Origin of the sequence: Campylobacter sp. RKI_CA19_01116 (assembly GCF_025771405.1) — a bacterium.
In the GTDB taxonomy this organism is placed as follows: Bacteria; Campylobacterota; Campylobacteria; order Campylobacterales; family Campylobacteraceae; genus Campylobacter_D.
The window spans coordinates 112465-132231 of record NZ_JAKMQF010000002.1 but is presented as its reverse complement, the minus strand read 5'-3'; the positions used below and the strand labels follow the sequence as shown (position 1 = coordinate 132231).

At 28.2% G+C, this 19767-nt stretch carries 26 protein-coding genes and 1 pseudogene; 21 read left to right on the top strand and 6 right to left on the bottom strand.

Annotated elements, in window-relative coordinates:
- Position 1: 1 nt before the first annotated feature.
- From L8U41_RS02115 to L8U41_RS02080, 8 genes are read left to right on the top strand one after another with little or no spacing between them, the layout of a single operon-like run.
- Complete coding sequence (locus tag L8U41_RS02115; protein WP_263727752.1) at positions 2-1264, top strand: DUF4910 domain-containing protein; 1263 nt, start codon at positions 2-4, stop codon at positions 1262-1264.
- Positions 1261-2043: an AAC(3) family N-acetyltransferase gene (locus tag L8U41_RS02110; RefSeq protein ID WP_263727678.1), complete on the top strand. Its 783-nt coding sequence runs from the start codon at positions 1261-1263 to the stop codon at positions 2041-2043. Before L8U41_RS02115 ends, L8U41_RS02110 begins: the two co-directional genes overlap by 4 nt.
- Before the next feature lie 4 nt (positions 2044-2047).
- A complete protein-coding gene (locus L8U41_RS02105) occupies positions 2048-2284 on the top strand; it encodes an acyl carrier protein (protein ID WP_258108848.1) in 237 nt (78 codons plus the stop codon).
- On the top strand, positions 2271-3161 hold the full coding sequence (locus tag L8U41_RS02100; RefSeq protein ID WP_263727677.1) for a class I SAM-dependent methyltransferase: 891 nt from the start codon (positions 2271-2273) through the stop codon (positions 3159-3161). Before L8U41_RS02105 ends, L8U41_RS02100 begins: the two co-directional genes overlap by 14 nt.
- A complete protein-coding gene (locus L8U41_RS02095) occupies positions 3158-3562 on the top strand; it encodes a VOC family protein (protein ID WP_263682405.1) in 405 nt (134 codons plus the stop codon). Before L8U41_RS02100 ends, L8U41_RS02095 begins: the two co-directional genes overlap by 4 nt.
- Positions 3559-5082, top strand: a complete 1524-nt coding sequence (locus tag L8U41_RS02090; protein WP_263727676.1) for an HAD-IIIC family phosphatase — start codon at positions 3559-3561, stop codon at positions 5080-5082. The genes L8U41_RS02095 and L8U41_RS02090 overlap by 4 nt, the downstream gene beginning before the upstream one ends.
- A complete protein-coding gene (locus tag L8U41_RS02085) occupies positions 5072-6139 on the top strand; it encodes a beta-ketoacyl-ACP synthase III (protein ID WP_263727675.1) in 1068 nt (355 codons plus the stop codon). Before L8U41_RS02090 ends, L8U41_RS02085 begins: the two co-directional genes overlap by 11 nt.
- Positions 6132-6350, top strand: coding sequence for an acyl carrier protein (locus L8U41_RS02080; protein ID WP_214100219.1), 219 nt, complete (start codon positions 6132-6134; stop codon positions 6348-6350). The genes L8U41_RS02085 and L8U41_RS02080 overlap by 8 nt, the downstream gene beginning before the upstream one ends.
- 12 nt (positions 6351-6362) lie before the next feature.
- On the opposite strand, the pseudogene L8U41_RS02075 reads toward L8U41_RS02080, so the two are convergent.
- A pseudogene (locus tag L8U41_RS02075) lies at positions 6363-7600 on the bottom strand (DUF2920 family protein).
- A 61-nt stretch (positions 7601-7661) separates the two neighbouring features.
- On the opposite strand from L8U41_RS02075, the gene pseF reads away from it, so the two are divergent.
- The 8 genes from pseF to pseH are packed head-to-tail and all read left to right on the top strand — an operon-like array spanning position 7662 to position 13049.
- Positions 7662-8363 (top strand): pseudaminic acid cytidylyltransferase, encoded by a 702-nt coding sequence (pseF, locus tag L8U41_RS02070; RefSeq protein WP_173787025.1) that lies wholly within the window; start codon positions 7662-7664, stop codon positions 8361-8363.
- Complete coding sequence (locus tag L8U41_RS02065; RefSeq protein ID WP_263727674.1) at positions 8354-9040, top strand: class I SAM-dependent methyltransferase; 687 nt, start codon at positions 8354-8356, stop codon at positions 9038-9040. Before pseF ends, L8U41_RS02065 begins: the two co-directional genes overlap by 10 nt.
- 2 nt (positions 9041-9042) lie before the next feature.
- Positions 9043-9717 carry a class I SAM-dependent methyltransferase gene (locus L8U41_RS02060; RefSeq protein WP_173787026.1) on the top strand — a complete coding sequence of 225 codons (675 nt, stop codon included), beginning with the start codon at positions 9043-9045 and terminating at the stop codon, positions 9715-9717.
- Positions 9714-10439 (top strand): WbqC family protein, encoded by a 726-nt coding sequence (locus L8U41_RS02055; RefSeq protein WP_263727673.1) that lies wholly within the window; start codon positions 9714-9716, stop codon positions 10437-10439. Before L8U41_RS02060 ends, L8U41_RS02055 begins: the two co-directional genes overlap by 4 nt.
- Entirely contained in the window at positions 10423-11247 is an 825-nt protein-coding gene (pseG, locus tag L8U41_RS02050) for a UDP-2,4-diacetamido-2,4,6-trideoxy-beta-L-altropyranose hydrolase (protein ID WP_263727672.1), read from the top strand. Before L8U41_RS02055 ends, pseG begins: the two co-directional genes overlap by 17 nt.
- Positions 11244-11930 (top strand): methionyl-tRNA formyltransferase, encoded by a 687-nt coding sequence (locus tag L8U41_RS02045; protein WP_173787029.1) that lies wholly within the window; start codon positions 11244-11246, stop codon positions 11928-11930. Before pseG ends, L8U41_RS02045 begins: the two co-directional genes overlap by 4 nt.
- A complete protein-coding gene (locus tag L8U41_RS02040; RefSeq protein ID WP_173787030.1) occupies positions 11920-12588 on the top strand; it encodes a PIG-L deacetylase family protein in 669 nt (222 codons plus the stop codon). Before L8U41_RS02045 ends, L8U41_RS02040 begins: the two co-directional genes overlap by 11 nt.
- A complete protein-coding gene (gene pseH / locus L8U41_RS02035) occupies positions 12585-13049 on the top strand; it encodes a UDP-4-amino-4,6-dideoxy-N-acetyl-beta-L-altrosamine N-acetyltransferase (protein WP_173787031.1) in 465 nt (154 codons plus the stop codon). The genes L8U41_RS02040 and pseH overlap by 4 nt, the downstream gene beginning before the upstream one ends.
- Here the strand turns inward: pseH and L8U41_RS02030 are convergent.
- The 3 genes from L8U41_RS02030 to L8U41_RS02020 are packed head-to-tail and all read right to left on the bottom strand — an operon-like array spanning position 13017 to position 15500.
- Positions 13017-13754, bottom strand: coding sequence for a HisA/HisF-related TIM barrel protein (locus tag L8U41_RS02030; protein WP_263727671.1), 738 nt, complete (start codon positions 13752-13754; stop codon positions 13017-13019). The genes pseH and L8U41_RS02030 overlap by 33 nt on opposite strands.
- A gap of 1 nt (position 13755) precedes the next feature.
- Positions 13756-14367, bottom strand: a complete 612-nt coding sequence (gene hisH, locus L8U41_RS02025; RefSeq protein WP_263727670.1) for an imidazole glycerol phosphate synthase subunit HisH — start codon at positions 14365-14367, stop codon at positions 13756-13758.
- Positions 14364-15500, bottom strand: coding sequence for an N-acetyl sugar amidotransferase (locus L8U41_RS02020; RefSeq protein WP_263727669.1), 1137 nt, complete (start codon positions 15498-15500; stop codon positions 14364-14366). The genes hisH and L8U41_RS02020 overlap by 4 nt, the downstream gene beginning before the upstream one ends.
- 111 nt (positions 15501-15611) lie before the next feature.
- On the opposite strand from L8U41_RS02020, the gene L8U41_RS02015 reads away from it, so the two are divergent.
- Positions 15612-16391 carry a sulfite exporter TauE/SafE family protein gene (locus tag L8U41_RS02015; protein WP_263727668.1) on the top strand — a complete coding sequence of 260 codons (780 nt, stop codon included), beginning with the start codon at positions 15612-15614 and terminating at the stop codon, positions 16389-16391.
- Here L8U41_RS02015 and flhB read toward each other — a convergent pair.
- Positions 16383-17459, bottom strand: a complete 1077-nt coding sequence (gene flhB, locus L8U41_RS02010; protein WP_263727667.1) for a flagellar biosynthesis protein FlhB — start codon at positions 17457-17459, stop codon at positions 16383-16385. The two genes, L8U41_RS02015 and flhB, sit on opposite strands and share 9 nt — an antisense overlap.
- Positions 17460-17631: 172 nt before the next feature.
- Positions 17632-18228 (bottom strand): peroxiredoxin, encoded by a 597-nt coding sequence (locus L8U41_RS02005; protein ID WP_263708424.1) that lies wholly within the window; start codon positions 18226-18228, stop codon positions 17632-17634.
- A 183-nt stretch (positions 18229-18411) separates the two neighbouring features.
- Here L8U41_RS02005 and L8U41_RS02000 point away from each other — a divergent pair, with 183 nt between their 5' ends.
- The 4 genes from L8U41_RS02000 (at position 18412) to rpmF (ending at position 19764) form a co-directional block, all read left to right on the top strand.
- Positions 18412-18696, top strand: coding sequence for a DUF362 domain-containing protein (locus tag L8U41_RS02000; protein ID WP_173786825.1), 285 nt, complete (start codon positions 18412-18414; stop codon positions 18694-18696).
- A gap of 140 nt (positions 18697-18836) precedes the next feature.
- Positions 18837-19250 (top strand): nucleoside-diphosphate kinase, encoded by a 414-nt coding sequence (gene ndk / locus L8U41_RS01995; RefSeq protein WP_173786824.1) that lies wholly within the window; start codon positions 18837-18839, stop codon positions 19248-19250.
- Positions 19250-19603 carry a hypothetical protein gene (locus tag L8U41_RS01990; protein ID WP_173786823.1) on the top strand — a complete coding sequence of 118 codons (354 nt, stop codon included), beginning with the start codon at positions 19250-19252 and terminating at the stop codon, positions 19601-19603. The genes ndk and L8U41_RS01990 overlap by 1 nt, the downstream gene beginning before the upstream one ends.
- Positions 19604-19617: 14 nt before the next feature.
- Entirely contained in the window at positions 19618-19764 is a 147-nt protein-coding gene (rpmF, locus tag L8U41_RS01985; protein ID WP_012662034.1) for a 50S ribosomal protein L32, read from the top strand.
- Positions 19765-19767: the final 3 nt, after the last annotated feature.

Below are 19767 nucleotides of genomic sequence, written 5' to 3'. Positions count from 1 at the left end.
TATGTATGAGCTAGCTTGTGAGCTTTTTCCTATATGTAGAAGTATTACAGGAGCTGGCTTTAGACAAAGCTTAAAAATACTTGATGAGGCTATGGGAGGGGATATATTAAAAATTCACTCTATGACAAGTGGAAGTAAAGTATTTGACTGGGAAGTACCTGCTGAATGGGAGATAAACGATGCTTATATCATCACTCCAGACGGAGAAAAAATTTGTGATTTTAGGCAAAATAATCTTCATGTGTTAAACTATAGCACAGGCATAGACACAGAGCTTGATCTAGCAAGCCTACAAGAGCATCTTTACTCTATAGAGGATATGCCTGATGCCATACCTTATGTGACAAGCTATTATAAAAGGCGTTGGGGGTTTTGTATAAAACATGAAGATAGAGTTAAACTAAAAGAAGGAAAATATAAAGTTTTCATAGATGCAAAGCACCATGAAAATGGAGTTTTAAACTATGCTGATTTACTCATACCTAGCACGCAAGAAACAAAAGATGAAATTTTAATTTCCACTTATCTTTGTCATCCATCTATGGCAAATAACGAGTTAAGCGGTCCTGTGGTAGCTACATTTTTAGCTAAATGGCTTTTAGAACTTAAAGAGAGAAAATATAATTATCGTTTTGTTTTTATTCCTGAAACCATAGGAAGTATTGTTTATCTTAGTAAACATTTAAAACATTTACAAAAACACACTAAAGCAGGTTTTGTACTCTCTTGTATAGGTGATGATAATGCTTACTCACTCATTCACACTCCAAGTGAAAACACCCTAGCAGATAAAGTAGCTTTGCATACCTTAAAAGAAAAAAATAATTTTAAAGAATTTAGCTTTTTAGATAGAGGAAGCGATGAGAGACAATACTGCTCTACTTTGGTAAATTTACCCGTAGTTGGAATTTGTAGAAGCAAGTATCTAGAGTATAAAGAATATCATACTAGCAAGGATGACTTAAATTTCATCAGTAAAGAGGGATTGCAAGGTGGCTTAAAAGCTATGCAAGAAATTATCATGAATTTAGAAGTGAATGAAATTTATCAAAATACCGTATTTTGCGAACCCAATTTAGGCAAAAGAGACTTATATCATACTATCAATACTTCTTCAACCAATGATATACCAATATCATGTAACTTTTTAGCATATTGTGATGGTAAAAACGATGTTTTAGATATAGCCTCAAAGCTAAACATGCAAGCTTATGAATTAAAAGATTTAATAGAAAAATTAAAATTTCACGGATTGATAAAATGAAATATTTCTTAGAACATAATGATAAAAAATACTCTAATATTGACTTAATAGAAGCTTTCAAAAAACTTGGCATCAAAAAAGGCGATATTTTGTGTGTGCATACTGAACTTTTTAATTTTGGCACACCCTTGCTTCCTAGAAATGAATTTTTACAAACTATATTAGATTGTTTTTTTGAAGTTATAGGTAAAGAAGGTACTTTAATCATGCCTACATTTACCTATAGTTTTTGCAAAAATGAAGTTTATGATAAATTAAATTCTCCTACAAAAATGGGTGCTTTAAATGAATATTTTCGCAAACAAGCAGGGGTAAAACGCACTAATGATCCTATATTTTCCTTTGCTATAAAAGGAGCCAAAGAAGAATTGTTTTTAAAAGACACTACAAGTTGTTTTGGAGAAAATTGTGTATATGATGTTTTAATAAAAGAAAATGGAAAATTTATTACTTTTGGGGGTATTGGACACACCATAACCCACCATATTGAAGAAAAATATCAAGTAGATTATAGATATTTTAAAAAATTTCAGGGTTTTATTCTTGATGAAAATGGAGAAAAACAAAAAAAAGAAATATTATATTTTGTTAGAGATTTAAACAAACATTCTCTTCCTAATATTAAAAATATTATTAAAATAGCTTTATCATCTTTTAAAAGCGATATGATAAAATTTGCCAATGATAACATAAGTATTTTTATTGCTCAAGAATATGAAAATGCCATAATAAGAGCCTTAAACATGAATAAAAATGCACTTATTTTAAAGGATGATTAAAAAAATGAAAAACAAATTTTATGAAATTTTAGAGAATATACTAGAAGTAAAAGTTAATGAAAATTCAAATTTAAGCATGCAAAATTGCAAAAATTGGACTTCTTTAAATCATATTGATATAATCATGAGCTTAGAAGAAGAATTTGAAATCAAATTTAGCAAAGATGAATTAAGTCAACTAAAATCACAAAATGAACTTTTGCAAGCTATCAAATCAAAGGTAAAAAATGAAAAATATTAAAAACTTATTTGAGTTAATAGCTATAAAAAATCCAATTCACGCAAAATATTTAAATAAAATCAGTCTAACAAATGAAGATGAAATAGAATTTGAAAATCTCATTTCATATTATCTTCAAAACAATATTTCTTTACAAGAGCAGTGCGAATGCTATTTAACTATACTTAATGACACTTTAGAAGAAACAAAATATTTCATAGAAAATAACTCATATAGATATAAAAGTTTTGAAGAAGTAAAAGATAAAGTCTATTTCAATGAAACTTATATGAAAAAATACATGATAGGGCTTGCGCTTTCATCTTATATTTGGATTGCTCATATAAAAGTTAGAAAGTATTTTGAAAATTATCTTCAATCAAAAGGCAAACATGAAAATTATTTTGAAATAGGCCCAGGACATGGAGAATTTTTTACTAAAGCTGTTAAAAGTTTGAAATTTGATTATTATTTAGGTTTAGATTTATCCCCTACTAGTTGCGAATTGACAAAAAATATGGTGGAAAATCAAGTTAAAAATTTAATTAATAATTGTGAATTTTTATGTAAAGATTTTTTTCAATTTCAATTTCACAAAAAGGCTGATTTAATAGTAATTGGAGAAGTTTTAGAACATGTTGAGCAACCTTTAGAATTTTTAAAAAGAGCAAAAGACTTATTAAGTGATGAAGGTGAAATTTTCGCAACCATACCTATCAACGCACCTGCAATTGATCATATATACTTATTTACACATCCAAATGAAATTTTTAAAATGGCAAAAGAAGCAAATTTAAAAATAAAACAATATGAATGTTTTATGGCAAATGACTATTCTTTGGAAAAAGCTTTAAAATTTAAAAATGCTATAACTATGGCTGTGGTATTTGAAAAATGAATTTAAATTTACCAATCCACCATATAGGTGTAGCATGTAAATCTTTAGAAAAAGAAAGAAAAATATTTGAAAAGCTAGGTTTTATTAAAGAAGCTGAATTTATAGACGAACAACAGGGAGTAAAAGGGGAATTTATTATTCCAAAAAACAACTTACTTCCTCAATATCGCTTTGAACTTTTGTCAAATCTAAATGAAAAAGGTGTATTAGATAGCTATTTGAAAAATAAAACTAAAATGTATCATATAGCTTATGAAAGCAAAAATATAGAGCAAGATTTATCTTTACTTTTAAATGATGGTTTGATAGTTGTTGATATAATGAAAGCAAGTTATTTTGCAAAACTTTGCTTTGTGATGATGAGTAATAATTTATTGATAGAATTGGTAGAGCTAAAATGAATCTTTTTTCACCGAATTTAAAAAGAAATGATCTCATAAAATTTAGCAAAGAAAATCATCATAAAAAAATTACTATCAATGTTTTTAGAAATAACTCTTTTGAAGTGATTTCAAGCATACTAAATGCATTTTTAGCCTTTAGTAAATTAAAGGCTGAATTTAACATAAGCTCTTATGATGATAGTTTAAGTTATGATAATTTTCAAAAAGCAGATTTAAACATCATATTTATAGATTTAAACAATTATAAAAAAAATGTAGATGATTTTATCAAAGAAAAAATACAAGAACTATCAAGCATTAGCAACGCTCCTATCATCACACTTTTACTTGGCAATACAAACTTAAAAGAATATAGTATTTGTGAAATACTAAAGCCCTTTTTAGATGAAAATCTCATCATAGATGATAGTAATTTTGAAATAAATGCAAGCAGACTTAGCAATAAAGCTTGTGTAAAATTAGCCCAAATTCTAGGACTAAAAATCCTACCTAGCTTTTTACAACCAACTTTAAAAGCAATCATCATAGATCTTGATAATACCTTATACCAAGGAATTTTAGGTGAAGATGGCATTGAAAATCTTACTTTATCTAATAATCATAAAGCCTTGCAAAGCGAGCTTTTAAATTTAAAAAATCAAGGTTTTTTACTCGCCATTGCTTCAAAAAATGAAGAAGAAGATGTAAAAAAACTTTTTTCACAAAGAAAAGACTTTTCATTACAACTTGATGATTTTAGTATGATCAAGGCTAATTGGAAAAGTAAAGACGAAAATATCAAAGAAATTGTAAATTTTTTTAATATAGCTTTTGATAGTGTGCTGTTTATTGATGATAATATAGCCGAAATTGAAAATGTATCACACCTTCATATTAACACCTTACTAGCTGATGAAAATAGTGCTTATAGTTTAAAGCTCTATCCTAGACTTTTAAAAACAAGCTTTAGCAAGGAAGATGAGTTAAGAAGTGCTGATATTAAAGCAAATTTACAAAGACAAGAGCTTAGCAAGCTTAACCCTAAAGAGTATTTTGAAAAATTACAAATTTGTTTGAAATTTCATATCAACCACGCAGATGAACTTGAAAGAATTTCGCAACTACTTAATAAAACTAATCAATTTATATCAAATTACTCAAGATTAAGCTTAAAAGAGTGCAAAGAATTTATGCAAAAACATGCTATTTTGACTATAAGTATGAGTGATAAATTAAGCGATAGTGGTATTATAGCAATTTTTGTAGCTTATGAAGATGAAACAAATTTAATCATAAAAGATCTTTGCATAAGTTGTAGAGCCTTAGGAAGAAGGCTTGAAAAAATTATGCTATATAAGGCTATAGAGTTATTACACCTGCATTTTAATACAAAAGAATGTATTTTATACTTTCAAAAAGGCGAAAGAAATATGCCATTTTTGGAATTTTTATATAGTTTAAATGCAAATATAAAAGAAAATTTTGCTCTAATCCAAAAAGAAATGATAAATTACGAAGGACTTATAATTGAAAGCTAGTTTTAATAAAGCCAAAATAGCAGGCATAAGCGTTTGCGTGCCTAATAAATGCATAAATATAGATGATTGTTTAGAAGATGTTTTTCAAAATGATGTCAAAATGCTAAAAAGAATGAAAAAAATTTCAGGCATACAAAAAAGATTTATCGCTGATGAAAATATTAGCACAACAGATTTAGCCTATGAAGCAAGTATAAATTTATTTAAAATACTTGATTTTGATAAAAATGAGCTTGATATGGTGATTTTTGTTACACAAACTCCTGATTTTTTTATGCCATCATGTGCAAACTATCTTCACAAACGATTAAATTTAAAGCCTCAAACCATAGCTTTTGATGTAAATCAAGCGTGTTCGGGGTATTTATATGGCTTATTTATAGCTTTTTCTTTTTTAGAAAATCAAAATGCAAAAAATATTTTATTAATTTGTGGTGATACTTTAAGCAAAACCATAAACCCTTTGAATGCAAATTTAGCTCCAATCTTTGGTGATGGAGTAAGCGCAACACTCATAAGTTGTGCAAATGAAAAATCGTTTTTTAAGCTTTATTCTAATGGAGAAGGTTTTGATAAACTCATCATACCTAATAGAGCTTTTGCTAAACTTGATGAGAGTAAAAGCTCTAATAAAGAGATATTTCAAACTAATGGATATAGAAGCTTAGATGATCTTTACATGGATGGGGCTGAAATTTTTAACCAAGCACTTAATCTTGAAAGTCAAAGTATAAAAGCAATGCTTGATTTCTGTGAAAAAAATAAAGATGAAGTGGATTATTTTTTATTGCATCAATCCAATCAATTTTTAGTTGATTCTATTATAAATGATTTGGGTATTGATAGCTCTAAAGCACCAAATTTTTTGATGTCAAAATATGCTAATTTGAGTGCTTGCTCTTTACCTGCTTTACTTTGTGAAATACAAAAAAATGATTTTAATGCCATTTTAAGTGCTTTTGGCGCTGGATATGCCTGGGGGAGTGCTTATATAAATTTTGATAAAAACTTTAAAACTGATACAATTTCAATTTATAAAGGAGAAAAAAATGACTAAAGAAGAATTACTAGAAGCTATTAGCGAAGCTATGCATATGGATGAAACATTAAAAGAAGATATGATTTTAGATGATATTGATGAATGGGATAGCTTAGCTTTTGTATCTATCATGGTATTATTTAAAAACTCACTTGGCAAGCAAATTAGCGGTGATGATCTTAAAAAATGTGAAAAAGTAAGCGATCTTTTAGCTTTAGCTGGTGTTTAAACAAATATTTGTTTAAACCCTTTCCGCACTTAAAACAATCTGTTCATTTTCCTCTTTAAAAGTATATATTAAATCATCACACTTGTATGAGATTTCTTTTTTACAAGTTTTATCTTTTAAAGGTTCTTGTAAAATTTGTGGTAAGTGTTTTTTAATAAGTAGTTTCATAGGTATACCCATACCATGAGTTAGATTTTTAATAAACTTACCATCTATTTGTTTTTCATCTATAACTTTTATAAATTCAACATCAAATCCATGTTTTTTAAAGTATCAACGTATTCTTCTTTTTCTTCTAAAGACACCCATTCATCAAATTTAGAATGATAAGCAATGTATTTTGGATTTGGATATTTTGCTTGTATATTTAGATGATCTTTATTTAATGTTTCTCTAATTAGTTTTCTAGCAAGTGAAAAATAATAACGTGATTGTTTATTTGTAGTCCAAAATGTTTTATCACAACAACATAGTCTTATATTTTGAAAGAAATTAAAAGTCGCAACCGAATAATACTCGGTAAAATCAACTTCTTTGCCAAAACCTATAACCCTCCATAAATCAGTAAGGCTAACATGGGAAGAATTATCCACCACAACATCAACAAGCCAAGGAGCTAATTTTGCACATAAATTTGCCAAATATCCTCCATGAGATGCTCCAACTAAAATATGCTTTATATCCCTCCTCATAGCTTTAAAAGCGAAATTTTTTCTAATATATAAAAGAGCATTTAGTATATCTGTTGCTTGCATGATACCAAAATTTTGATATTCATTCTTTGTAGGCTGTAAACTTGCACTTAAATCTAAATGATAACTCCTATCAATCTCCCAATCATTTTTATTTTTTTGAATTTCTTTATTAAGATAATCCATAGCAGGATGAAATTCTTCAAAAGAATTAAGTTTTGATATATCATAAGGAATTTCTATACCAATAGCCTTTACACTTGTGTCAAATATAAGTCTATCAATATCATCAAGATAAATCTTAGCTCCAGTTTGAGGACGATTTCCTATGCAATGATAATTTACATTTAAAACTGCTACATTATAATTTCTAGCACAATAATCACTTATATATAAATCATCTTTTATATCCCCACCAATGCCACTTATAATACAAACAATAGCCTCTATTTCTTTACTATCATCATAAGTTAATTTAAATTCTAATTTACTTTCTCTTTTTATATTTAATTCTACATCGTCACAAGAGTCTATGAAATAGGTTTGATTTATGAGCATGTTAAGCCTTTTAAAATTAAAATTTAATTATACTTATTTTTTATAAAATTAAAGAGAGTTTATGAAAAATCTTTGTATTATCCCTGCGCGTGGTGGTTCTAAACGTATTCCTAGAAAAAATATCATTGATTTTTTAGGAAAACCCTTGATTGCTTATAGCATAGAAAGTGCTTTAAATTCGAGTATTTTTGATGATGTGATTATCTCAAGCGATGATGAAGAAATCATCAAAGTAGCTTTAAAATATGGTGCAAAAGCTCCTTTTGTGCGCAAAAAAGAATTAAGTGATGATTATGCAAGCTCAACCGCTGTAATCCAAAATGCCATCATCACTCTAGAAAAACAAGGTAAAATCTATGAAAATGTGTGTTGCTTATACGCAACAGCTCCGCTTATAGATGAGTTTATCTTGCAAAAAGCTTTTGAGCAATTTAGCCAAAATGAGTGTAAATTTTTATTTTCAGCTTGTGAATTTGAATACCCTATACAAAGAGGTTTTTACCTTGATGAACAAAACAAAGTTTATATGTTTGATGAGTCAAATTATCACAAACGCTCACAAGATCTTACTAAAGCTTATCACGATGGTGGCGCATTTTACTTTGGCAAAAAAGAAGCATGGCTAGAAGAAGATTTTATGTTTAAACCTTATTCTAAAGCCTTTTTACTTCCAAGGAATAAAATTTGCGATATTGATACTTTCGAAGACTTGGAATTTGCTAAAATACTATATCAGTTTCACAAAGGTAATAAATGTTTATAAATAAAATCAAAGGTTTTAAGTATCCTGATATGGAGCTTGTAAGATGGTTTTTTAAAAACAAGCTCGATACCTTAAAAAATGCAAAAGTCTTAGAATTTGCCTCTCATAATGGCAATAATCTTTCTTTATTTGCAAATTATGATTATGAGTGTATTGGAGTAGAACTTAGTAAACAAAATCATGAAAACGCTATTTATAATTTTAAAGAAATTATGCATTATCAAAAGGCAAGTTTTTTTAATGAAAATATGCTTGATTTTGCTAAAAATCATCAAAATATAAATGCGGATGTATTGTTAATACCTAATGTAATTAATTATATTAGCAAAGATGAATTTAAAATTTTACTGCAAGATACAAAACAAAACAACCTATATCAAACAAATAAATTAGGATATGCTCATTTTTTCTTAAGAGCAAGAAGTGTTAAAGATCATCGCTACGGACTTGGAGAAAAATTAAAAAACGGTAGTTTTATTTTAAACTATGATGAATTTAGTGGCGAGAAAAATTGTCTTTGCACAGCATATCAAGAACATGAACTTGTGGGAATTTTAAAAGAAAATTTAAATTTATATGATTTTGAAGTTATTACAAGTGAAAATATCAATATAAAAAATAAAGTTTATATCAAAGATAGCGATATAATCATCTATGGTAAAATCACTAAGGAGTAAAAATGTACTTAAGAGATTTAAAAGGTTTAAAATTTCCAGATTTAGCTGTAATTAAATTCTTTTTTAAACAAGGATTGCACCAACAAAACAATCAAAAAGTTTTAGAATTTGCTTGTTCTAATGGTAATAATCTTTCTTTATTTGCAAATTATGATTATGAATGTATCGGAGTTGATTTAAATCAAGAAAATATTAACAATGCTAATTACAATTTCAAAGAAGTAATTCAATGCAAAAACTATCAGTTTTTTCATGATGATATCTTAGAATTTCCCTTAAAAAATCCAAATATTAACGCAGATATTTTTATGATTCCTAATGTGATTAACTATCTTTTGAAAGAAGATTTTTTAAAATTATTAAAAATTTCCAAAGAAAATTCTATGTATAAAGAAAATGCTTTGTTTTTTTTAAGAACAAGAAGCATAAAAGATTATAGATATGGCTATGGAGAAAAAATAGCTCATAATTGTTTTAAAATCACAAACGATAACACCACAGGAGAGCTTGGATGTATAAACACTCTCTACCAAGAATATGAACTTGTAGAAATTTTAAAAGAATATTTAAATTTATATGATTTTAAAGTACTTACTTATGAAAATACCAATATCATGGGAGAAGATGAAAGATTAGTTAATGATAGTGATATTGTAATTTATGGAAAAATTAAGTGAAAATAGCCATTATGCAGCCAACCTTCAATCCATGGCTTGGCTACATGTATATGATACAAAGTGTTGATACTTTTGTCTTTTTGGATAATGTTCAATTTGAACGCAGATCATGGCAAAATAGAAACAAAATTAAACTACAAGATAAAACTTTTTTACTAGGACTAAATTTACAAAAAGCACCACAAAAAACATCACTTCAAGATATATTATTTGAAAAAGATGATAAATGGAAAATTAAATTTTTAAAAACTATTCATCATGCTTACTCTAAAAGTATTAATTTTAATAAATACTACAATATCTTAGAAAAAGCTTTATTTGAACATACACATTTAGCACAATTTAACATGGAGTTAATCAAAATATATTGTGAACACTTAAACATTAAAACTCCTATTTTACAAGCTTCTTCTTTAAATTTAAAAAATGAAAAAAAAGAAAAATTACTACTTGAAATTTGTCAAACATTAAAAGCTGATCATTACCTCTCTCCAGAAGGCTCAAAAAATTACCTTGAAAAAGAAGCGGCAAAAGAAATTTTTAAAAATGCAAATATAAAAATTGAATATTTTGATTTTATCCATCCAACCTATACTCAATTGGGTGTAAATTTTATAGCTTATTTGGGAATTTTAGATTTTTTATTTAACGAAAAAGAGCCTTGTATCAAATTTCAAGAATGTGTCAAAATAAACGAGTGTAATAATGAGAGTTCTTTTTAGAAGCGATAGTTCTAGCGCTATAGGACACGGACATATCAAAAGAGATCTTTTGTTAGCCAAACAATACCAAGATGTATCTTTTGCTTGTTTACCACTAAAAGGCTCTTTAATAGATGAAATTCCTTATCCTGTATATGAGCTAACAAGTGCTAGTATATATGAACTCATCAATCTCATCAAAAAGGAAAATTTTGATCTTTTAATCATTGATCATTATGAGATCACTGCAGATGATGAAAAACTCATTAAATTAGAAACAAGAATTAAAATTCTTAGCTTTGATGATGAGATAAAAGAACATTTTTGCGATATTTTACTTAATGTCAATGCTTATGCTAAAGAAAGTGATTATGAAAATTTAGTGCCAAAGTATTGTGAATTAAGATGTGGCTTTTCCTATGCTCTAATACGCGATGAGTTTTACCAAGAAAGCAAGATAAAAAGAGAGAAAATTTATGATTATTTTATCTGTATAGGGGGAAGTGATCCAAAAAACATTTCCTTTGATATAGCAAATAAACTAAACAAAAATAAAACTATCATCATAGCTACCACAAAAGCAAATTCTCATCTAAATTTGCTTCAAAAATTAAGCCAAAAAAACCCTAATATACAAATTCTAATAGACCAACCTAACCTTGCTAGATTGATGAATGAAAGTAAAAAACTCATCATTAGCGCAAGCTCATTAGTTAACGAAGCTTTGATTTTAAAAGCAAATTTTAAAGCCATAGCTTATGCTAAAAATCAAGAAAAAATTGCAACTTGGCTTGCTAAAAAAGGCTATGAAGTGGAGAATTTTATATGAAAATAATTATTGCTACTCTTAGACAACATAATATCAACAATTTCTACAAAATAAAAGAATTATATAAAACATATACTTTTTACCTCATAACAAAAAAAGACGATCTTACTTTAGAAAAAATAACAAAAATAAATCCAGATTACATATTCTTCCCGCATTGGTCTTTCTATATACCTCAAGAAATTTACAATAACTATCAATGTATTATTTTCCACCTTGGAAATTTACCATTTGGAAGAGGAGGTTCACCTTTACAAAATTTAATCATAAGAGGGGTATATAAAAGCAAAATTTGTGCTTTAAAAGCTTGTGATACATTAGATGGTGGAGAAATATATCTAAAACACAATATTAGTTTTAAAATTTCAAATGCACAACGAATTTATGAAAAAATCTCAAAAATCATATTCTTTAAACTAATACCAAGAATTTTACATACAAAAATCAACCCTCGCATACAAAAAGGGAAAGTAGTAATTTTCAAAAGAAGAACAAAAGAACAAAGTAATATCAATACACTCGAAAATCCAAATTTGATAAAAATATATGATTTTATACGCATGCTTGATGCCATTGATTATCCAAAAGCTTTTTTGGAATTTGAAAATATAAAAATGGTTTTTCAAAACGCAAAAAAACACAATAATAAAATAAAAGCAGAGGTAATATTTTATGAAAAATAACAAAATTTTAATTATAGCAGCTCACCCAGATGATGAAGTTTTAGGATGCTTTGGAACTATAGCAAAATATATTCAACAAGGATATGAAGCTTATACTTTAATACTTGGAGAAGGTAAAACAAGCAGAGAGATAAATAGCAAAAATGAACAAGAAATTTTAGAAGATGAGTTATTTAAAGCAAATAATCTTTTAGGCATTAAAAAAGTTTTTAGAAAGTTTTTTCCTGATAATGCTTTTGATAAAATACCATTATTAGAAATAGTCAAGAGTATAGAAGAAGTTAAAAATGAAATTAAACCAAATATAATTTTTACACATTATGAAAAAGATCTCAATATAGACCATCAAATTACATACAAAGCAACAATTACTGCTACAAGATCTCTACAAGAAGAAAGTGTTAAAGAAATTTATAGTTTTGAAATTCTTTCGAGTACAGAATGGAACTATCCATTAAGCTTTCAACCTGATGTATTTTTTGATATTAGCGCGACACTTGATTTGAAACTAAAAGCTATGTCTTTTTATCAATCAGAACTAAGAAATTATCCTCACCCAAGAAGCTTAGAGGGGATAAAAATCAATGCGCAATACCAAGGAATGAGAGTTGGTCTTCAATATGCTGAAGTGTTTAAAAGTGTAAAGGTTATAAAGTGATTTTTTATAAAAATTTTACTAATCTTACAAAAGAAGAAAAAAAAGAAATTTTTTATATAAGAAATTCTCCAAATATCTCTAAATTTATGAAAACAAAAAATATAAATTATAAAAACCACTTAATATTTTTAAAAGAACTAAACAAAAGCAAAAACAAAAAATATTTTTTATTGATAAAAAATAACGAGAAGCTAGGAGTAATATATTTTAACAATATCATAAATTTATCCTGTGAATTTGGGCTTTATGGTATAAAAAAAGGTATAGGCGAGCTTTTAATGCAAGAAGTTAAAAACTATGCTTTTAATATTTTAAAAGTTCAAACTTTAAACGCTTGTGTTTTCAAAGAAAACACAAAAGCTTTAAATTTATATTTAAAACATGGTTTTAAAATTATTAAAGAAGATAATAATTTTTATTTTGTAAATTTAAACAATCCTCACAGGGATATTATTTTTTAAAAGCTCATTTTTAACATCATTTGGAGTATATTGACTAAAATGAAATATAAAAGCACCTGCTAATGCATTCGCACCAAGTTGTATAGCTTTTACTCCATCTTGAGGATTAGAAAGTCCTCCATTGATAATAAGTGGAATTTTTAATTTACCTTTGAAATACTCTAGTAATTCCCAATCATACCCTAAAGAACTTCCTTCTTTATCAACACTTGTTAAAAGTATCTCCCCTGCTCCTAAAGATTCATATTTTAATGCAAGTTCTAGCGGATCAATATCTAAAATTTCATTATTAAAAACTTTAAATTTATTTTTATCTTTTTTTACATCAATCGAGCATACTACACAAGAACTTCCAAAAGTATTTGCCACCTTTTTGACAAAATCTGGATCTTGCAAAGCCATAGAATTAATACTAATTTTATCTGCACCTATATCTAGCAATTTTCTAATATCTTCTAAAGTTCTAATCCCACCTCCAATGGTTAAAGGCATAAAACACTCATTAGCTATATCTTCTAAGCTTTCAAAATCTATAACGCCATTTTTATTAATATCCAAAACTATAAGCTCATCAACATTTCTAGCATTATATATCCTAGCTGTGCTTACCACATGTCCTATAGTCCTAAAAGAAGAAAAATTGATACTTTTTACAAGCTGATGATCTTTTAATAACACACAAGGTATGATTCTTGTTTTAAGCATATTAGACCTTTAAATTTGCAAAATTTTCCAAAAGTTTCAAACCTACATTTTGGCTTTTTTCAGGGTGAAATTGCACAGCAAAAATATTATCTTTTTCAAAACTTGCACAAAAAGGTTTTTCATACTCACAAAAAGAAGTCTCCACTCTCTCTAAACACTCTACATAATAAGAATGCACAAAATAAAAATCACTTTTTTCTAAAATTCCATCAAAAAGCTTGCTTTTTTTATCACTAAACTGTAAATCATCCCAGCCACTGTGCAATAATTTTTCTTTACTTAAATCAAATTTCAAAACCCTTGCTTTTATAAAATCAAGCCCTTCGCACTCTCCGCCCTCATATCCTTTACTGGCAAAAAGTTGCATACCAAGACAAATCCCCAAAATAGGCTTTTTATCTTTTAAAACACATTCTTTTAAAAGCTCATCTAGTGCAAGTTTTTTTAAATTGTCTATACCTTGCTTAAAAGATCCAACACCTGGTAAAACTAATTTAGAAGCATTTTTTATATCTTCTTTTTTAGAACTTATAATCACTTCTTGATTAAGTTTTTCAAAAGCTTTCAAAACAGATTTAAAATTTCCAAGATGATAATCAACAATACAAATCATTTCAAAATAAACTCATCTTTTTTTATCAATGATCCATCGCTATCTCTTAAGAATTTACCATTTTCATCGCGTTTAAATATCTTTTTATTAGTAAAAGAATCTACAATTTTTTCAAATTCTTTTTCACTAAAACCACTAAATTCTAAATATTTCTTAATAGCCTTTTTAGGTGGCTTTCCATCATATTTATTTACAAGTCTCACACCCTCTTCACGGCTAATATAGCCAAGTCTTATATCCAAACATGCATTATCCGTAGCTCTTCCAAAACCATATTTGCAGTATTTTAAATAATCATGCACATGATTTGAATAACAATCTAAATTTTCAAAATTCTCATAAGTAGTTTCAACTGGTTTTGTACTAGTTTTAAAGCCATTTTCTTTAGATATTTTTAAATTATACTTATAATCCCATTTAAAATAATATCCCAAAAATAACCCTGTAACTCCTACTCTTTGAAGCTCTTCATCACTTGAATAAGTGTAAAAATATAAATCCTTTTCTCTAATACCATCAACTCCAATCATATCAGAAATTCTATTACCCAAAAGCCCACCAAATTCTTCAAGCCACTCTCTACCTAAAGTGTTTTTTTCTTTAGAACTAGCTGGCCCACCATATTCAATCTGCGGACTTTCCCCCCAAATAATCAAAGGAATTTCAAAAGCAACAGCTACTTTTGGAACACATGTAAAAATCCCCAAATGGTTTTGCCATTCATTATCGCCCGTTCTTACAAAAGCTTCACGGGATAATTTTTTATACACTAAAGGGTTTCTTTTGATATGGATCAAATCAACACCAAGATTATTTAAATTTTTTAAATTCTTTTTACCTATTTTAGTAGGGATACTTGGTTCAAAACAAACACACAAAGGATTAAGCCCAAGCTCAAGACATTTTAAAACTTGAAAAGTAGAATCCTTACCGCCACTTACTCCTATGACACAATCATACACGGGGTGTTTTTTATATTTTTTCACAAGTTCTAGAAATTCTTTTTCACGCTCTTGCCAATTTATCTCATGATTTTTCGCTTCTTGCGAGCAACATGCATCACAAATTCCCTCATCATTAAAATGCAAATCAGGCTTAGTATCTGGCATAACGCATTTTTTGCAAAATTTCATATTAACTCCAAAAAATATTTATAATCATCATAAATCGACTATGATTATATTTTCTAAAGCTAAATAAATTTTTATTTTGTTACAATATTTTTATTTAAAGGTTTATAGATTATGGATTTAACTTTACTTCCTTATATGATTATAGGGATTTTTTCAGGTATGGCTTCAGGGGTTTTTGGTATAGGTGGTGGTATGATCATCGTTCCTTTCATGCTTACTTTAGGACTCAGCTCTCACCACGCTGTTGCAATTTCTGTTGTACAAATGATTTTTGCTTCTATTTTTGGCTCCTATTTAAACTATAAAAAGAAAAATTTGATCTTAAAAGATGGACTCATCATAGGCTTTGGAGGCTTTTTAGGTGCGATGTTTAGTGGGATTTTGCTCTCATATTTTTCAGATATAACCTTAACAAGTATTTTTCTATGCGTGAGTATTGTATTCTTTTTAAAATTTGCTTTTAATCAAAAAAGTACCATTGGAAATATCAACCACTCTAATATCTTGAAAAATTCTATTTTGCTAATTTGTGGCGTATTTACAGGAATTTTTGCTATATCTTTAGGGATTGGCGGTGGGCTTTTAATCACCCCTATTTTAGCTTATTTTTTAGGCTATGATACTAAAAAAGTAGTGCCGCTTAGCTTATTTTTTGTGATTTTTGCTTCCATTTCAGGGATTAGTTCTTTTGTATATAATGACATCATTGATAAAGAAGTCTTGCAAAATGGAAGCTTAGTAGGACTTAGCTCTATGCTAGGGGTTTATCTTGGAATTAAAATCATGGAAAAAATCAACCTCAAATCTCACCGTATAGCGCTTTTGGGTATTTACACTCTTTCTATAACTATGACTATTATAAGCTTAATTAAAAAGCTAAATTTATTTTAATCTATCGGCAAATTTTTGTCTATTGGAAGTATAGACAAAGCTTAAAACCTCTGCTACTGCTTTAAAAAGCTCTGGTGGAATAAGATCATTTACCTCGCAAGCTTTATAAAGTTCTCTAGCTAAAGGAGGATTTTCATAAATCATAACATTGTATTCATATGCCATATCTTTAATACGCAAAGCTAAAAAGTCCACTCCTTTAGCTAAAACTTTTGGTGCAGCTTCTTTAGAGCTATCATAACGCAAAGCAACCGCATAGTGAGTAGGGTTAGTAATCACCACATCAGCACTAGCGACATCTTGCACCATTCTGCGTCTTGCTGCTTCCATTTGCAAACGACGAATTCTTCCTTTTACCAAAGGATCTCCTTCGCTTTGTTTGTATTCATCTTTGATTTCTTGTTTGCTCATACGCAAATTTTTAAAGTACTGATACCTTACCAAAAGCACATCTAAAAGTCCAATAACCAAAAAAGCTATAATCACAATAGCCGCAAGGATAATAGCTTTATCTCTAAGCCATAAAAGTTGTGGATAAATCGTATAAAGCTCCACTCTAGGAAGTTCTTTCATAAATTGTAATAAAAAAATAAAAGCTATTCCAAAAACCACTCCAACTTTAAGAGTAATTTTTAAAGCTTCAATGATTTTTTTCAAAGAAAAAAGATTTTTAAGACCATTAATAGGGTTAATTTTGTTAAAATTTGGAGTGATGGGCTTTGTGGTAAAAATAAAACCAAATTGCATTAAATTTCCAAGCACACCTGCAACCATAATCGTTAAAGTAATAGGTAAAACCATAATAAACATTTCTATCATGGTTTTTATAATAATTTTTTGCAAGATTTTTAAATCAAGTTCTATACCTATAAAGCTTTGATAAAACCTATATAAACCACTAATTCTCTCACCTATAAAAGGCAACATAAATAACACCACAACCACAGCTATAACAAGCACAGCCACAGCAGATGCATCTTGGCTTTTTGGGACATTGCCCTCTTTACGAGCATCTTCTATTTTCTTGGACGTGGGTTCTTCTGTTTTTTCTTGATCATCAGCAGCCATAAAAAACCTTTAAATTTTTAAAGCAAAATTATAGCATTTAATCCAAGTATCAACAAATTTAAACTATTTTATTTGTTAAAAATTTTGATTTTAAATTTTAAAAGTATTAAGTATAAAAATAAATGAGTAGAATAAATAAAATATTAAAAGCCTACATAAGTAGGCTTTTAGTTTATAGTTTACCTTCGTTTTTGCTTAGATAATCAGCAACACCTTTAGGGTCAGCTTTCATACCTTCATCACCTTTGTTCCAGCCAGCTGGGCAAACTTCACCATGTTCATTAGTAAATAACATAGTATCAACCATTCTAATCATCTCATCAATGTTTCTTCCAAGTGGTAAGTCATTGATCACTGCATGACGAATCGTTCCATCAGCATCAAGTAAGAAAGAACCTCTTAAAGCAACTGCCTCTTCAAATAAAACATCAAAATTTCTAGCAATTTGTTTAGTTAAATCAGCTACTAAAGGAAATTTAACTTGACCTATACCACCTTGATTTACTGGCATATTTTTCCATGCAAAGTGAGAAAATTCATTATCGCAAGATACGCCGATTACTTCAATACCTCTATCTTTAAAATCTTGATATCTTTTATCAAAAGCAATGATTTCAGATGGGCAAACAAAAGTAAAGTCTTTTGGATAGAAAAATACTACCGCGCCTTTTGATCCTATATTTTTATAAAGATTAAAATCTTCAACTATTTGGTTATTTCCTAATACAGCTGGTGCTGTAAAATCAATAGCTTTTTTAGTAACTATCATTTTTATCTCCTAATTAATAAATTTTATTTGTAACAAAATAATATCATTTGTAAATTTAAAAATTTATTAATTGTGTAAAATTATCCATAATTTAATTTTATTATCAAAATTAATAGATTTTAAGAATAAAATTAACACAATTTTGATAATCTTGCATTCAACATTAATATTAAGGAGTAAAAAATGGCAGTTAAAATTACTGATATTTGTATAGCATGTGGTTCTTGTATAGATGAATGCCCAGTAAGTGCTATCGTAGATGATGCAAATAATCCTGAGGGCGAAGACAGATATTATGTTTATGCAGATAAATGTGTTGAGTGTGTAGGACACAATGATCAACCAGCCTGTGCAAGTGCTTGCCCAACTGATGGCTGTATTGTATGGAGTGATGTAGTAGGTGGTCAACCAAGTCGTGATAACATCGGTAGTGATTTAAGAGACGGTTCAACTCCAGTATTTGCTTAATAAATTTAATGTAAGTATCTTGATTTCAAGTTACTTACAAACCCTTCAATAACTCTAAACTTTTATATAAATTTAAAGCATTTTTTGGTATAATTAGCTCTTTTATAAATATAAAACTTATTTAAATTAAGGGGACGATTTTGGAAAAAACACTTTCTATTATTAAACCTGATGCAGTAAAAAAAGGTGTTATTGGTCAAATTTTAACACGCTTTGAAAACAATGGTCTAAGAATAGCAGCAACAAAAAAAATACAGCTTTCAGAAAAAGAAGCGCAAGAATTTTATGCTGTACACAAAGACAGACCTTTTTTTAAAGATTTAGTTGAATTTATGATCAGCGGTCCGGTTGTGGTTTCTGTTTTAGAAGGCGAAAATGCAGTATTAAAAAACAGAGAATTAATGGGTGCTACAAATCCAAAAGAAGCAGCTCCTGGTACTATTAGAGCAGATTTTGCAGATAGTATTGATGCAAATGCAGTTCATGGAAGTGATAGCTTAGAAAATGCAAAAATTGAAATAGAATTTTTCTTTTCAAAAACTGAAATTTTATAATGAAAATTGCCTTTGCAAAACTTAGCTCTGTGGCTTATCCTTTTAAGCTAGATCTTGATAATATAGTTTTTGAAGGAACTATTACAAAAGTTAATCCAAAATTAGCAAAAATAAAAGCTAATTTCAAAGGATTTACTTATAGAAACTGTGATCGATGTGGCGATGAAATGGAGCTTGAAATCGATCAAAATATAGAGCTTTTTGCAAGCGATGGAATTTTTAAAGATGAAAATAATACTTTAAGTGATACTATGGAGTTTTTTGACTCTCATATAGATTTAATAGAACTTGCCACAAGTGAGTTACAATCTTATTTAAGTGATTATTTTTATTGTAATAAATGTTTAAATTAATAAAGGAGTAAAAAATGGCAGTACCTAAGAGAAGAGTGAGTAAAACTCGTGCAGCAAAACGCAGAACTCATTATAAAGTTACCTTACCTATGCCTATAAAAGACAAAGATGGTAGCTATAAAATGCCTCACCGTGTAAATCCAGTAACTAAGGAATATTAATAA